The 13,946-nt window shown below is 68.0% G+C and carries 11 protein-coding genes; 4 read left to right on the forward strand and 7 right to left on the reverse strand.

Annotation, left to right across the window (positions count from 1 at the left end; translation table 11 throughout):
- Positions 1-5: 5 nt before the first annotated feature.
- The 6 genes from B1A74_RS10675 to B1A74_RS10700 form a co-directional block, all read right to left on the reverse strand.
- Complete coding sequence (locus tag B1A74_RS10675; protein ID WP_077244634.1) at positions 6-2,435, reverse strand: EAL domain-containing protein; 2,430 nt, start codon at positions 2,433-2,435, stop codon at positions 6-8.
- A 178-nt stretch (positions 2,436-2,613) separates the two neighbouring features.
- Positions 2,614-3,060 carry a cyanase gene (cynS, locus tag B1A74_RS10680; protein ID WP_018870532.1) on the reverse strand — a complete coding sequence of 149 codons (447 nt, stop codon included), beginning with the start codon at positions 3,058-3,060 and terminating at the stop codon, positions 2,614-2,616.
- A 183-nt stretch (positions 3,061-3,243) separates the two neighbouring features.
- On the reverse strand, positions 3,244-4,902 hold the full coding sequence (locus B1A74_RS10685; protein ID WP_077244635.1) for a sigma 54-interacting transcriptional regulator: 1,659 nt from the start codon (positions 4,900-4,902) through the stop codon (positions 3,244-3,246).
- A 208-nt stretch (positions 4,903-5,110) separates the two neighbouring features.
- Complete coding sequence (locus B1A74_RS10690; protein WP_077244636.1) at positions 5,111-5,950, reverse strand: ABC transporter permease; 840 nt, start codon at positions 5,948-5,950, stop codon at positions 5,111-5,113.
- Positions 5,947-7,230, reverse strand: a complete 1,284-nt coding sequence (locus B1A74_RS10695; protein ID WP_077244637.1) for an ABC transporter substrate-binding protein — start codon at positions 7,228-7,230, stop codon at positions 5,947-5,949. The genes B1A74_RS10690 and B1A74_RS10695 overlap by 4 nt, the downstream gene beginning before the upstream one ends.
- A 36-nt stretch (positions 7,231-7,266) precedes the next feature.
- On the reverse strand, positions 7,267-8,127 hold the full coding sequence (locus B1A74_RS10700; RefSeq protein WP_024329178.1) for an ABC transporter ATP-binding protein: 861 nt from the start codon (positions 8,125-8,127) through the stop codon (positions 7,267-7,269).
- A 452-nt stretch (positions 8,128-8,579) separates the two neighbouring features.
- Between B1A74_RS10700 and B1A74_RS10705 the strand changes: the two genes are divergently transcribed.
- The 4 genes from B1A74_RS10705 to B1A74_RS10720 are packed head-to-tail and all read left to right on the forward strand — an operon-like array spanning position 8,580 to position 12,132.
- Positions 8,580-9,128 (forward strand): OsmC family protein, encoded by a 549-nt coding sequence (locus tag B1A74_RS10705; RefSeq protein ID WP_019022332.1) that lies wholly within the window; start codon positions 8,580-8,582, stop codon positions 9,126-9,128.
- Between the two features lie 17 nt (positions 9,129-9,145).
- Positions 9,146-10,282 carry an acyl-CoA dehydrogenase family protein gene (locus B1A74_RS10710; RefSeq protein ID WP_077244638.1) on the forward strand — a complete coding sequence of 379 codons (1,137 nt, stop codon included), beginning with the start codon at positions 9,146-9,148 and terminating at the stop codon, positions 10,280-10,282.
- Between the two features lie 21 nt (positions 10,283-10,303).
- Complete coding sequence (locus tag B1A74_RS10715; protein WP_077244639.1) at positions 10,304-10,687, forward strand: DUF302 domain-containing protein; 384 nt, start codon at positions 10,304-10,306, stop codon at positions 10,685-10,687.
- A complete protein-coding gene (locus B1A74_RS10720) occupies positions 10,687-12,132 on the forward strand; it encodes an FAD-dependent oxidoreductase (protein ID WP_077244640.1) in 1,446 nt (481 codons plus the stop codon). Before B1A74_RS10715 ends, B1A74_RS10720 begins: the two co-directional genes overlap by 1 nt.
- Before the next feature lie 39 nt (positions 12,133-12,171).
- Here B1A74_RS10720 and glgB read toward each other — a convergent pair.
- On the reverse strand, positions 12,172-13,946 hold a 1,775-nt coding region (gene glgB / locus B1A74_RS10725; protein WP_077244641.1), incomplete at its 5' end, for a 1,4-alpha-glucan branching protein GlgB.

Below are 13,946 nucleotides of genomic sequence, written 5' to 3' on the forward strand. Positions count from 1 at the left end.
TTTCCTCAGCGCGGGACGCCGGCGGCGGCCACCCCGCCCTCGCAGTCTTCCAGCAGCTGCGGCAGCTCGTTCGCCGGGACCGGCGGGCTGCACAGAAAGCCCTGCCAGGCATCGCAGTAGCGGGTCTGGAGGAAGCTGCGCTGGTCTTCGGTCTCGACCCCCTCGGCCAGCACTTCCAGCCCCAGGTTGTGGGCCATGTTGATGATGGTTACGGTCAGTTCGGCATCGTTGGGGTCGTGCGGCAGATCCTGGACGAAGGCCCGGTCGATCTTGAGCCAGTCGATGTTGAAGCGCTTGAGGTAGGCCAGCGAGGAGTACCCGGTGCCGAAGTCGTCGATGGCCAGCGCCACGCCCAGGCCCTTCAGCTGCAGCAGGACCTCGCGCGAGCCCTCGGCCTGGATCAGGGTGGTTTCGGTCATCTCCAGCACCAGACGCCCGGGGTCCATCCCGGTGGAATCCAGCACCTCGCGCACGCGCGCGACCAGTGCGGGGTCGTTCATCTGGTGGGCCGAGAGGTTCACCGCCAGTGACAGCTCCGGCAGGCCCTGCCGGTCCCATTCCACCACCTGGCAGCAGGCCTCGCGCAGGACGAACTCGCCCAGCGGGCTGATCAGGCCGGTTTCCTCGGCCACCGGGATGAAGCGTCCGGGCGAGATCAGCCCCTTGTCCGGGTCGCGCCAGCGTACCAGCGCCTCGACCCCGGACACGCGGCGTTCGCGCAGGTCGATCTGCGGCTGGTAGAACACCTCGAGATGGCCGTTCTTCAGGGCCTCGCGCAGATGATTTTCGGTCTCCAGGCGCTCGCTGGCGGCGGCGGTGAGGTCCTCGCTGTAGAAGCTGTAGGTGTTGCGGCCCTGGGCCTTGGCGCGGTACATGGCCGCGTCCGCCTGGGTGATCAGGGCCTCGGGCGACCCGCCGTTATCGGGGAACAGAGTGATCCCCAGCGAGCCTCCGACCTGCAGCGAGCGCCACCCGCCCACCGCGAAGGGCTCGGCGATCACCGCCAGGATCTCCCGGGCCCGCTCCTCGAGGGCCTCCAGCGATTCGACATCGTCCAGCAGGACGATGAACTCGTCGCCGCCCAGGCGGGCGATGGTGTTGGCCCGTACCCGGTCCTTGAGCCTCTCGGCGAGGATCTTCAGGAGTTCGTCGCCGACCTGGTGACCGAGGCTGTCGTTGATGGTCTTGAAACGGTCGAGATCCAGGAACAGGATCGCGACCCGCCCGCCATCTTCGGCACTGGTGTTGATCGCCGAACGCATGCGCTGGGTCAGCAGCACCCGGTTGGGCAGGTCGGTCAGCGGATCGTGGCTGGCGCGATGCGCCAGCTCCGCCTCGTGCCGGCGCAGGCGGGTCTCGGCCTCGCGGCGCTGCTGCACCTCGCGCCCGAGGTCACGGTTGATCCGGTGGTAGCGCATGGTCGCCGCAGCCATCAGCGCCAGCAGCCCCAGCAGCAAGGCGATGGTGACCGCCGGGTTCTCGCGCCAGTAGAGCAGCGGGTCCAGGGCCGGGTTGCGTTCGTAGGGCGGGGCGCCCAGGCGTTCCAGCAGGTCATGTGCCGGGGCGTAGGACAGCGGTGCGGCCCAGCCGAAATATTCGCCGGCCCCGCTTGCCGGGTGACCCTCCGGCATCTCCAGCAGGGCCACGGTCACCGCGTTGGCCAGGGCTTCGTCGGCATGTTCCATGCGCGAGAACGGCCATTCCGGGAACAGGCGGGTGGTGTGCTCGAACGGAAAGCCGGGGGTGTCGCGCGGTTCCAGCACCCGCAGTTCGCCGGGTTCGAACGCCCCGGCCCCGGCCATGCGGTCGAGCACGCCGGTGCGGACCGTGCCGGCGTCCGCGCGGCCGTCGAGAACGGCCTCGACCACGCGGTCATGCGGCATGTCGGTGAAAGTCAGCTCGGCGAGTTCCTCGCGCGGATCCACGCCGGCATCCAGCAGGGCCTCGTGCCCGGCATGCCACCCACCCAGCGAACCTTCCTGCACCGCAAACAGGTGCTGGCCGGCGATGTGTTCCAGCGCAGTGATGTCGTCGCGGTCGGCGCGCGTGAATATGACACCGCCGAACAGCCGGACCGGTTCGCCTTCGTGTGACGCGATCAGTGTGGTCAGGCGGCTGATGCCGTGGGCGTATTCCAGCTGGACGTAGTGTCCGGTATTGGTGAGAACGAAATCGATCTCTTCCCCCGCCACCGCGTCTTCCAGTTCGGGGTAGTTCATCGCCCGCATGCGGAAGCGGACGCCGAAATCTTCACCCACGGCCTCGGTCAGGTAGTCCGCTGTCGGTTGCCAGCGGGCCTCGGCTGCGCTTGCCTCGCGCACCGCGAGAACACCGATGTCCACCGTCGTGGCCCCATCCGGAGCGCCGGCGACCGCGCCCGGGAGGGACGGGAGCAGCATCACGGCCAGGACGAGGGTGCGGGGCAGCCATTTCATGCCGGTCAGCCTACTACGAACCGGGCAGTGGATGCTCGTACGTGCAGACAACGGTTTGATTCGGGAACCTTTCGTGCCCGCGAGGGGCAGGGAAATGCAGGGAGGGCAGGGAGGAAAGGCTGGCAGAGCCCCGCCCGGGCCACGGCCACGGGCGGGCAAGGGGGCGAGTGGCCGGTGTTCACCAACTCTTGTAGGGCAGGAACTTGCCGTTCCAGGTGATCTTCACCCGATCCCCCTTCGGGTCCTCGACCTTGTCGATGTCCATGGTGAAGTCGATGGCGCTCATGATGCCGTCGCCGAACTTCTCGTGGATCAGCGCCTTCATGGTGTCACCGTACACGTTGATCGCCTCGTAGAAGCGGTAGATCACCGGGTCGGTCGGGATGGTCTTGTCCCAGTGCTTGTGCGGGAAGGCCTGCAGGGCCTTCGACACGTCGGGGCCCAGGTCGAGAAACGCGGTGAGCCGGTCGGCCGCCTCGGCGTCGAGGTGATTCATGCCGTAGCAGGCCGAGGTCACGTAGACCTCGTGCAGGCCGGTGGCCTCGGCGATGCCGGCCCAGGTCGCGGACCGGCCCTCCTTGGCTTCGAGGATGGTGGCGGTCATTTCGGTCTTGCTGAGGGTCATGGATGGCCTCCCGGTTGGTGTCGGATCAGTGTTGCCACCCAATGCTCTGCAGATCCCGTGCCAGCTGGACGCCGTTCACCGGATCCGCTCCGGGACGGCCGCACGGGAGCACGGGTCGGGTGAGGCGGACACTTTGTCCGCTCCCGGTGCGGACAAAGTGTCGACAATGTCCGCACCGGGGTCTCAGGCCAGTCCCAGTTTCTTCAGGCGGTAGCGCAGCTGGCGCGGGGTGAGGCCCAGGTCCATGGCGGCACGGGTCTTGTTGCCGCCGCTGCGTTCGATGGCGTCCCGCAGCTGGTCGGCCTCGGAGGCGTGCACCCGGCGGTAGGGGCGGACGATGCCGGGGCCGGCCGCCCCGTCGGAGTGCGCCTCGTTGCCGTGCGTGCCGGGAAAGGCCGGGGTGTCCGGTGATGGTGCGGTGTCGGGTTGCGGGGAACCGGCAGGGCCGGTGGCGTGCAGTCCGGGGCTGATGCGCGATTCCTCGTGCAGGATCTCGTCGACCAGGCCGGTGCCGATGCGGCCCTCGCTGGAGAGCAGGACCGCCCGCTCCAGCACGTTCTCCAGCTGGCGGATGTTGCCCGGCCAGTCGAAGGTCTCCAGACGCTCCATCACCCCGTCGCCGAGGACCACGTTCCAGCCGTGGACGTGGGTGTAACGGTCGAGAAAATGCCGGGCGAGCAGGCGAATGTCGCTGGCGCGATCGCGCAGCGCGGGCATGTGCAGCGGGATCACGTTGAGGCGGTAGAAGAGGTCAAGCCGGAACTCGCCGGCATTCACCGCTTTCTGCAGATCCTTGTGGGTGGCGGCGACCACGCGCACGTCCACCGGGATGTCGCGCGATCCCCCGATCGGCTGCACGACCCGTTCCTGCAGCACGCGCAGGATCTTGGACTGCAGCGCCTCCGGCATGTCGCCGATCTCGTCGAGGAACAGGGTGCCGCCGTCGGCCAGGGCGATCTTGCCGGTCTTGGCGCTGGAGGCCCCCGTGAAGGCCCCTTTCTCGTGGCCGAACAGTTCCGATTCCAGCAGGTCGGCCGGGATCGCGGCACAGTTCAGGGAGATGAACGGTCGCGCGTTGCGCTGGCTGATCCGGTGGATCATGCGCGCGATCTTTTCCTTGCCGGTCCCGGAGTCGCCGGTGATCAGCACCGTGGCCTGGGTGTCGGCGATGCGGTGGACCTGCTTGAGGACGCTGCGCAGGGCGGGGCTCTCGCCGAGGATTCCGTATTTCGCCCCCTGGGTGTCGAGGGCGCTCTTGAGGTAGCGATTTTCCGAGACCAGTTCGGCCGTGCGTTCGGCGATCAGCTGGTTGATGCGCAGGACCTGGCCGATCATGGAGGCGACAACGCGCAGCACGTTGAGATCGTCCTGGAACTGGCGCGAGCGCCGGCGCAGACGGTGGACGCCGAGTACGCCGATCGGCTGTTCGTCCTGCACGATGGGGACCCCGATATACGCCACGGTCTCCTGCGGCAGGGTGGCGCGATCGACCGCCCGGGCGAGGTATTCCGGTTCGTTGTCGATGTCCTGGATCAGCGCGATCTGCCCGGTCTTCATCACCCGGCCGGTCACGCCTTCGCCCAGCGAGTAGCTGCCGCGCTCGCGTTCGGCGTCGGTCAGGCCGTAGGCATGCCGGATCTTCAGCTGTCCGCTGTCCGGGTCGGGCAGCAGGACCCGGCCGCGATTGAGCCCCAGCAGCTGGGACATCATGCCGAGGATGCGGTAGATGGCGGCGTCCGGGTCGCGCGAACGGCCCATCAGCCGGGCGACCTCCAGCAGCAGGGTGATCTCCTGCTCGCGGGTCGCGTGGTCGGTGCGGTCTTCGGTGGCGGTGTCGTTCATGCCCGGTGTACATGCAGAAACCCTGCCAGTGTCAGGGAGCCGGGCACGGCGCCATGCAGCGCCGGGTTGGTCCGGCGGTGGGGCCCCGTAATGCACGCGAATGGTGCAATCCTGCGATATCCGTGCTTCGGCGGTGCAGGTGGAAAGGGAAAAAGGCCCGGCCGCGAACGGCCGGGCAGATGGAGGGAGCAGGGAGGGAGGGGGTGGTTCAGCTTTCGGCGTGGTAGCTGCTGCGCCGGATCAGCCGCACGCAGATGGCGTCCAGCATATAGCCGATCAGGCCGATCACCAGTACGAAGGCCGCCAGTTTGTCGTACTCGAGCGTGTCGCGGGCGTCGTTGATGGCGTAGCCGAGCCCCGAGGTCACGCCCAGGTATTCGGCCGGCACCAGTACGATCCAGGCCACGCCCACCGCCAGGCGGATGCCGGCGAACACGTCCTGGGCGATCGCGGGCATCACGATGTAGCGCAGCGTGTGGTAGGGGTTGGCGCCCAGGTTGTTGCCCACCTTGAGCCACATCGGATCGATGCGCTGCACGCCGTGCGCGGTGGCGTAGGTGATCGGCCAGACCGCGGCGATGGCGATCAGGAAGACGATCGCCGCGTCCCAGGTGGCGAAGGCCAGCACCGCGATCGGCATCCACGCCAGCGGCGAGATCATGCGCAGGAACTGGAACGGTACGTGGGTGGTTTCGCGCAGCACGTTGAAGTAGCCGATCATCACGCCCAGCGGGACGCCGATCAGGATCGCGTAGAGCAGGCCGAAGCCGACCCGGTGCAGGCTGGATTCGATCGGCGACCAGACCTGCCCGGAACTCACGATGTCCCAGAAGGCGGTCAGCGTGGGCCCGGGGGCGAAGCTGGCGAAGGCCATGGTGTCGGGGTTGTTGGCGATGGCCCAGCCACCCCACCACCACAGGACCAGCAGTCCGGCGATGCCGAGCAGCGGGTACTGCAGCCGCCGGCGCAGGTGGTTCGCGGTGCGCAGGGAGGCCCACCCCCATTCCCCGGGGGTGGCCGGCAGGTCGAATGTGGCGTCACGGTTCATAGCTTTACGACCTCCTCGCGGGCGAACGGCGAATCCATGTCCACGCCCGGGGCGTTGTGCCAGGCGGTGTATTTCTCCATGGCCTTCTCGACGAACTCGTAGTTGACCAGGTCATCGGCCACTTCCTGCGGGTCCAGGCCCGAGAGGAAGGTGGTGTCGCCGCCCACCAGGGTCTCGTTCATCGCCCCGACCAGCATCTTCGTCGCCGACGGGTAGGGCCACGGGGAGAAGTCGATGCGGCCGTTGCCCCAGTCGGCGTGGCGGATCGCGCCGGAGTCGATGTAGGTGCTGTCGTCGGCGTAGTTGGTCATCGCGCGTTCGACCACCCCGGACGGCATCGGCAGATAGCCCTTGCCGTCACGCGACAGCAGGTGGGCGACCTCTTTCTTGTTGTCCTGAATATGCCCCTGGGCGCGGACCACGGCGTTCATGGTCTTCTGCGTCCATTCGGGCTGGCGGTCGGTGAGCGTCTCGTTCATGCACACCACGCAGCAGGGGTGGTTCTTCCAGATGTCGCCGGTGAAGCGCAGCAGATTGCCGTGGGCCAGCATCTCGCCGGCGGCGTTGAAGGGCTCGGCGACGATGAAGGCGTCGATCGAGCGCGCGGCCAGGGCCGGCGGCATGTCCGGCGGCGGCATCAGCATCAGGTTGACCTCGTCCGGGGCCAGATCGTCGCCCTGATCCTTGATCACCGGTTTCAGGCCGGCGTCGCGCAGGGCCATCTGCATGACGACGTTGTGCATGGAGTACCAGTAGGGCACGGCCACGCTCATGCCACCCATGTCGGAGAAGTCGTTGACCTCCACGTGGCGGCCGGTGACCACCGCCGAACCGTTGGTGTGCGCCCAGGACATGATCTTGGCCGGGAAGTTGTTCTGGTAACGCATCCACAGCGGGATCGGCTTGAGCAGGTGGACCAGGTTGAAGCGGTTCGCCGCGAAGGATTCGATCAGCGGCGACCAGCCGCGGATCAGCTGCGGTTCGGCCACCTCCAGGCCCTCGTCCTCGAAATAGCCCTCGGAATGCGCGACCAGCAGGGCCGCGGCATCGGTGATGGGGATGTAGCCGATGCGCACGACGCCGTCGAAGTCGTCCACTTCGGGGTCGACGCCACCCAGGTCGGGTTGCTGGGCGAGCAGCGAGCCCGGGGCGGTCAGGCCGGCGCCGGCGACCAGCGAGCCGGCCGCCGCCGAGCGCAGGAAGGTGCGGCGGGACAGGCTGCCGCCAAGGATGCGGTCGAGTTCCGCGTCGATGTCGTGGTGGTTGTCGCAGTTGCACATGGTGATGTTCCTCTCGGGTAACGGGCTAGGGACGGTTCAGGCCGCGCGAATTGCGCGACGGGCGGGGGCGGATCCGGATGCGGCGGGATCGTCGGCTTCGGGGGCTTCGGCGGATGACGACGTGTCATCGGTCGGTTCGGGGCGCGAAGCCGGGTGGCGTGTCGCGCCAAAGAACTCCATCAGCTCGGCCTTCAGTTCGGTAAATCCGGGGCTGGTGCGGTCGCGTGGATGCGGCAGGTCCACCTTGAGCTGGTGCTGCAGCGTGCCCGGGTTGGAACCCATCACGACCACGCGATCGGCCATGGCGACGGCCTCTTCGATGTCATGGGTGACGAACACCACGGTGATGCCGCGATCCCGCGACAGCCGCACGACCTCGTCCTGCAGCTCGGTCTTGGTGAACGCATCCAGGGCGGAAAACGGCTCGTCCAGCAGCAGGAGTTCCGGGTCGGTTGCCAGGCTGCGCGCCAGGGCCACGCGCTGCTGCTGGCCACCGGACAGCGACTGCACGTTGACCTCGGCCTTTTCGGCCAGGCCCACCGTCTCCAGCAGGGCGTCGACGCGCTTGTTCATGCCTTCCTGACGGCCCTGGAAGATCAGGCCGAGGGAGGCGTTGCGGCGCACGGTCATCCACGGGTAGAGCGAGGGCTTCTGGAACATCATGTTCCAGCGCGGGCTGGGCTTGATGACCTGGTGGCCGTTTATGCGTACCGCCCCCTCGCTGGGGATCAGCAGGCCCGCGAGCATGTGCAGCAGGGTGGATTTCCCGCAGCCGCTCTGCCCGATCAGGGCGATGGTCTCGCCGGGGCTGACGGTCAGCTCGATGTCCTGGAGCGTCGGGTCCGTCTGTTTCGGATAGTGATGCGTGATGTAGTCGATGGAGATGGCTGCGCCCATGGCGATGCTCCTCTTCCGGGAACGTTGATGGGCCGTGGTTCTCACGGCGCGCTCACAGGAACCCTTACAAGAGGCGTGCCAGATGCAGAACGGCGGCGGACCGGGCGCGAAACGGGGTGGCCCCGGAGGGGGTGAAACGGCTGCAGGACGCGGATCAGCGGGGACCAGGCGGGGGTCACGGGCCGGCGCGGGCGGTGACGCCGGGTGGCGGTGGCCGACGTTTCGTCGTGGTGCAACGGGGCATTGTGTCGACAATGTTGGTGCAAAGTGCGGACAAAGTGTCCGCTTTGTCCGACTGCGGGTCAGGGCAATCTCCCCGGATGGACTGCCGATCGGCCGAAAACCGCGGCATGGCGCCATCGGGGGCAACATGGCACGGCTTCTGCAACGGGACTGGCGACCCGGCCACCAAGGTTCGGGCATTGACCAAACAACCGTCAGGAGACCTGATCATGTCGACCGCAGAAGCCACCACCACGATTTCCATGAATGCCCTGGATCCCATCGACCAGGACGGGCTGAACAAGCTCGCCGACAAGGGCAAGTCCAACCCCGACAGTGTCGTGACCCTCAAGGCGCGCACCGTGTGCGAGGGCAAGTTCCGCAACCTTACCTACGTGCGTGACCTCGATGCCCACGTGATCGACGAGCCCCCGCATCTGCTGGGCGACGACACTGCGCCCAACCCCTCGGAGGCCGCGCTGGCCAGCCTGGGGGCCTGCCTGTCGGTGGGGATGCATGCCAACGCCATCGATCGCGGCATCACCCTCACCAAGCTGGAGCTTTCGCTGGAGGGTGACATCAACGTGACCGCGGTCTGGGGCGTGGGCGACACCGACAAGTCCAAGCGCCTGGGCTTCACCGACATCCGCGTGAAGGTCGACCTCGAAGGCGATGCCAGCGAGGAAGAGCTGAAGGAACTGGTGGCGCACGCCGACTTCTGGTCGCCGGTCGCCAACACCATGCGCAACCCGGTCAACGTGGCCGTGGAAAAGGCCTGAGGCCGAGGAGACCCGTAATGCTCGAGACCCGTACACAGCAAGCGGGGGAGGCGCCGGTCTCCGGACCGGCGCCGGCCGAGGACGGGCTGCGGGAACTGGTGGCGGGGCAGCTTGCCCCGCTCACCGGCCGCATCGACCGTGAAGGCCTCTACCCCGAAGAATTCCTGCGCGAGGCTGGCCAGCTGGGAGCGTTTCGTTCGCATCTGGCGAGCCAGAACCCGGCGGGCAAGGCCGATCTGGTGTCCGCGATCCGCGCCGAGGAGGTGATCTCCGCCGAATGCATGACCACCGGATTCGTTGCCTGGTGCCAGAACGCCTGCGCCTGGTACGTGGAGAACAGCGATTCCTCCACGCTCAAGCGCGAGGTACTGCCGAAGCTGGCCAATGGCGAGGCGTTCGGCGCCACCGCGCTGTCCAATCCGATGAAATGGTTCGCCAGCATCGAGGAGCTCAAGCTCTCGGCCGAACGTGTGGAGGGCGGCTACGTGGTGTCCGGGGCGCTGCCGTGGGTGTCCAACCTGGGCGAGGACCACTACTTCGGTGCGATCTTCCGTACCACGGATGACAACCCGCGTCCGCTGATGGCGGTCATCAACTGCGCCGACCCCGGCTTCAGCCTGACCCCGTGCCCCGAGTTCATCGCCCTGGAGGGTTCGCGCACCTTCGGCTGCCATTTCGACCGGGTGTTCGTGCCCGACGAGCACGTGCTGGCGGATCCGCTGCCGGAGTACATCCAGCGCATCCGTCCCGGTTTCGTGCTGCTGCAGATGGGCATGGGCCTGGGCCTGATCGAGGGCTGCATCAACACCATGCACGAGGCCAACGAGACCCTGTCGCACGTGAACGGTTACCTCGACGACCAGGCGGGCGAGCTGGAGGAGGTCCTGGAAGACGCACGCCAGGCGACCTATGCCCTGGCCCGCGATCCCTTCGACACCAGCGACGCGTTCTTTGCCGACGTGCTGCAGATGCGTCTGACCGGTTCGGAGCTGGCGCTGCGTGCTTCGCAGTCGGCGTTGCTGCACACCGGGGCGCGTGGCTATCTCGCCAGCGCGGCGGCCCAGCGCAAGCTGCGCGAATCCTATTTCGTGGCCATCGTTACGCCTGCCATCAAGCACCTGCGCAAGGAGCTGGCGCGTATCCACGCCCACTGACCGGCGCCCGGAGGAGACATCATGCTGGAAACCACCACCAAACTCGATGCCGAAGCGGCCGTGGCGGCCCTGAAAGAGGCCGTGGAGGCGCAGGGCCTGCGCGTGGCCGCCGAGATCAACGGCCAGGCCAACGCGGCGATGATCGGGGCCGAGGTCCCGGTCGACCGTATCCTCGAGGTCTTTCATCCGCGCTATGCCCTGCGCGTGTGGGAGGCCTGCAAGCCCGCGGGGATCGACATCCCGCTGCGCATCCATGTCTGGAGCGACGGCGAGCAGCTGCATGTAACGGCGCGGCGCCCGTCGGAGGTCTTCGCCCCCTGGGGCAGCGCCGACCTGGATGCCCTGGGCGCGGAGCTGGATCCGCTGTTCGAGGCCATTGTCGCCAGTCTGCCGGAGGTTGCGTGATGTCTGCTGAAGCCGAAACCGAATATCGACGCTACATCTGCCGCGTGTGCGGCTACATCTACGACGAGGCGAAGGGCGACCCGGACTCGGGTCTGCCACCGGGGACCCGGTTCGAGGACATCCCGGACGACTGGTACTGCCCCGACTGCAACGTCACCAAGGCCGATTTCGACCGCCTGCAGCCGCGTGCCGAGGACCCGGTCGAGGCACAAGCGGCGCAGGCCTGGCGCACCCCGCTGGCGGACGACCCGGATGCGGTGGTGGTCGTCGGCGGCGGCATGGCCGGCTGGGCGATGGCCGAGGAACTGCGCGCCCGCGACCCGGAGCGCAGTATTCGTCTGGTGACCGGGGATCGCGGCGATTATTACACCAAACCGCGGATCTCCACGGCCTGTGCGCGCGGCGTGGACCCGGACGACCTGATGGAGGAATCCGGCGTGGCGCGGGCCGCGCGCCTGGGCGTCGAGCTGCTGCCGCACGTGCGCCTGCTGGACATCGACCGTGAACGCCGGCGCCTGATCACCCCGCGCGGCGGCATTCCCTACGGCGATCTGGTGCTGGCGACCGGCGCGAGCCCGATACGGCTCGACATTCCGGGCGACGGACCCCCGCCGCGGGTGGTGAACACCCTGGATGACTACCGCGCGCTGCGTGCGGAACTGCAACCCGGGGCCCGCGTGGCGATCGTGGGCGCGGGGCTGGTCGGCAGCGAGCTGGCCGATGATCTGGCGGCCGGCGGCTATTCGGTGGATCTGATCGAGATGGCCGAGCGCCCGCTGGCGCGGCTCGCGCCGCCCGAGCTGGGGGATGACCTGGCGGCTGCACTGGCGCAGCGCGGGGTCGCCCTGTACACCGGGACCTCGGTGGCTTGTCTGCAGGCCTTGCCGGCGGCGGGCGAAGGTCCCGTGGCGTCCCGGCTGAAACTGGCCGGTGGCGAGACCCTGGAAGCGGACGTCGTGATTACCGCCCTCGGTTTGCGGCCGAACATCGACGTGGCTGTCGGGGCCGGCCTGGACTGCGGGCGCGGCATCCGGGTGGATGCCACGCTGGCGACCTCCGATCCGGCGATCCGCGCCCTCGGGGACTGCGCCGAATACGACGGCGTCCTGCGCCCCTACGTGGGTACGCTGCGGGCCCAGGCGGAAGTGATCGCCGATCGCCTGGCCGGGGGAACGGCGCGCTATGAACCGGACGCCGGCACCGTGCAGGTCAAGACCACCAGCCTGCCGATGCAGGTCTGCCCGCCATCGGCCGCGGATGCGGCCACCGGTGAGTGGGTGCTCGTCGGGGGCGATGCCGACGGCCGCCGGATGGAGTTCCATGCCAACGGCCGTCTGGCGGGCTTCGCCCTGTCCGGGGCCCTGACCCGCGAGGCCGGGCCGATGGAGGCCCGGCTGGGCGAGGCGGTGACGCAGCCGGAGGTTCGTGCGCGGATGGCGTCCTGACGGACGCCTTCCGGCCGTGCCCCGGCGCTGCGCGGGGCTTCAGCCCCCGGTCGGCTCCAGCAGCAGTGCGGTCAGCGGCGGCAGGTCCACGTGGAGGGTGGCCGGCTGGCCGTGATACGCCTCGGTCGTGGCCTCGCACTGCAGCGGGCCACGCGATGCCCCGCCGTAGAACTCCGAGTCGGTGTTCAGCAACACCCGCCAGGTCCCGGAACGCGGGCTCGGGATCGGGTAGGCGCTGCGTTCCACCGGCGTCAGGTTGAGGATCACGATGCGTTCGTGGCCCTCCACGTCCCGGCGCACGAAGCTGAGCACCGAATTGTCGGCGTCGTCGGCATTCAGCCAGGCGAAGCCATCGGGCTCGAACTCGCGACCGTGCAGCGCGGGCTGCTCGCGATACACCCCGTTGAGGTCCTTCACCAGCTGTTGCAGGCCCTGATGCAGCGGGTACTGCAGCACGTACCAGTCCAGCTCCCCGGCCTCCGACCATTCGGTTCCCTGGCCGAACTCCTGGCCCATGAACAGCAGCTTCTTGCCCGGGTACAGCCACTGCCAGGCGTACAGCAGGCGCATGTTGGCATGCTGCTCCCACTCGTTGCCGGGCATGCGCCCGCGCAGGCTGCGCTTGCCGTGGACGACCTCGTCGTGCGAGAAGGGCAGCAGGAAGTTCTCCGAATAGGCGTAGATCTGCGCGAACGTGAGCTGACTGTGGTGGTAACGCCGGTGGATCGGGTCCATGCCGAAATACGTCAGGGTGTCGTGCATCCAGCCCATGTTCCACTTCATGGTGAAGCCCAGCCCGCCCATCGACGGCGGCCGGCTCACGCCGGGCCAGGCGGTGGATTCCTCGGCGATCATTACCACGCCGGGGTGGCCGGTCTGCACGGTCTCGTTGACGTCGCGCAGGAACTCGATGGCCTCCAGGTTCTCGTTGCCGCCGTGGATGTTGGGGATCCACTCGTGGTCTTCGCGGTTGTAGTCGAGATAAAGCATGGAGGCGACCGCGTCCACCCGCAGGCCGTCGAGGTGGAAGTCCTCGATCCAGCACAGCGCCGATGACAGGAGGAAGTTGCGCACCTCGGGGCGGCCGTAGTTGAAGATCAGCGTGCCCCATTCGCGGTGCTCGCCCAGACGCGGATCCTCGTGCTCGTACAGCGCGGTGCCGTCGAAGCGGGCGAGGGCGAAGTCGTCGCGCGGGAAATGGCCGGGCACCCAGTCGAGGATCACCCCCAGACCGGCCTGATGGGCGGTATCGACGAAGCGGCGGAAGTCATCCGGGTCGCCGAAACGCGAGGTGGGCGCGAAGAAGCCGGTGGACTGATAGCCCCAGGAGCCGTCGAACGGGTGCTCGGTGACCGGCAGCAGCTCGAGGTGGGTGAAGCCCATGTCGCGGGCATACGGCACCAGGCGTTCGGCCAGTTCGGCGTAGTTCGGCCAGTCACCGTCGGGGCTGCGCTGCCAGGAGCCCAGATGCACCTCGTAGATGCTCATCGGCCGGTGCTTCCAGGCCTCGGGGTCGCGGTTCTCCATCCACTCGCGGTCGTTCCACGCGTAACCGCTCTCCGGGATGACCCGCGAGGCGGTCTCCGGGCGTACCTGGTAGGCGGCCGCGTAGGGGTCGGACTTCAGACGCAGCTCGCCGGTGTCACGGTTGCGGATCTCGTACTTGTACAGGGTTTCCGGACCCAGTCCGGGGATGAACAGCTCCCAGATGCCGCTGGAGCCGTGCACGGTCATCGGATGGCAGCGTCCGTCCCAGTGGTTGAAGTCGCCGACCACGCTGACCCGCTCGGCCGCCGGCGCCCATACGGCAAAAC

The sequence above is a fragment of the Thioalkalivibrio halophilus genome (genome assembly GCF_001995255.1).
In the GTDB taxonomy this organism is placed as follows: domain Bacteria; phylum Pseudomonadota; class Gammaproteobacteria; order Ectothiorhodospirales; family Ectothiorhodospiraceae; genus Thioalkalivibrio; species Thioalkalivibrio halophilus.

Coding starts and splice junctions, on each gene's coding strand:
- B1A74_RS10675 (WP_077244634.1), bottom strand. CDS start 2,435: ATGAAATGGCTGCCCCGCACCCTCGTCCTGGCCGTGATGCTGCTCCCG.
- cynS (WP_018870532.1), bottom strand. CDS start 3,060: ATGACCCTCAGCAAGACCGAAATGACCGCCACCATCCTCGAAGCCAAG.
- B1A74_RS10685 (WP_077244635.1), bottom strand. CDS start 4,902: ATGAACGACACCGCCACCGAAGACCGCACCGACCACGCGACCCGCGAG.
- B1A74_RS10690 (WP_077244636.1), bottom strand. CDS start 5,950: ATGAACCGTGACGCCACATTCGACCTGCCGGCCACCCCCGGGGAATGG.
- B1A74_RS10695 (WP_077244637.1), bottom strand. CDS start 7,230: ATGTGCAACTGCGACAACCACCACGACATCGACGCGGAACTCGACCGC.
- B1A74_RS10700 (WP_024329178.1), bottom strand. CDS start 8,127: ATGGGCGCAGCCATCTCCATCGACTACATCACGCATCACTATCCGAAA.
- B1A74_RS10705 (WP_019022332.1), top strand. CDS start 8,580: ATGTCGACCGCAGAAGCCACCACCACGATTTCCATGAATGCCCTGGAT.
- B1A74_RS10710 (WP_077244638.1), top strand. CDS start 9,146: ATGCTCGAGACCCGTACACAGCAAGCGGGGGAGGCGCCGGTCTCCGGA.
- B1A74_RS10715 (WP_077244639.1), top strand. CDS start 10,304: ATGCTGGAAACCACCACCAAACTCGATGCCGAAGCGGCCGTGGCGGCC.
- B1A74_RS10720 (WP_077244640.1), top strand. CDS start 10,687: ATGTCTGCTGAAGCCGAAACCGAATATCGACGCTACATCTGCCGCGTG.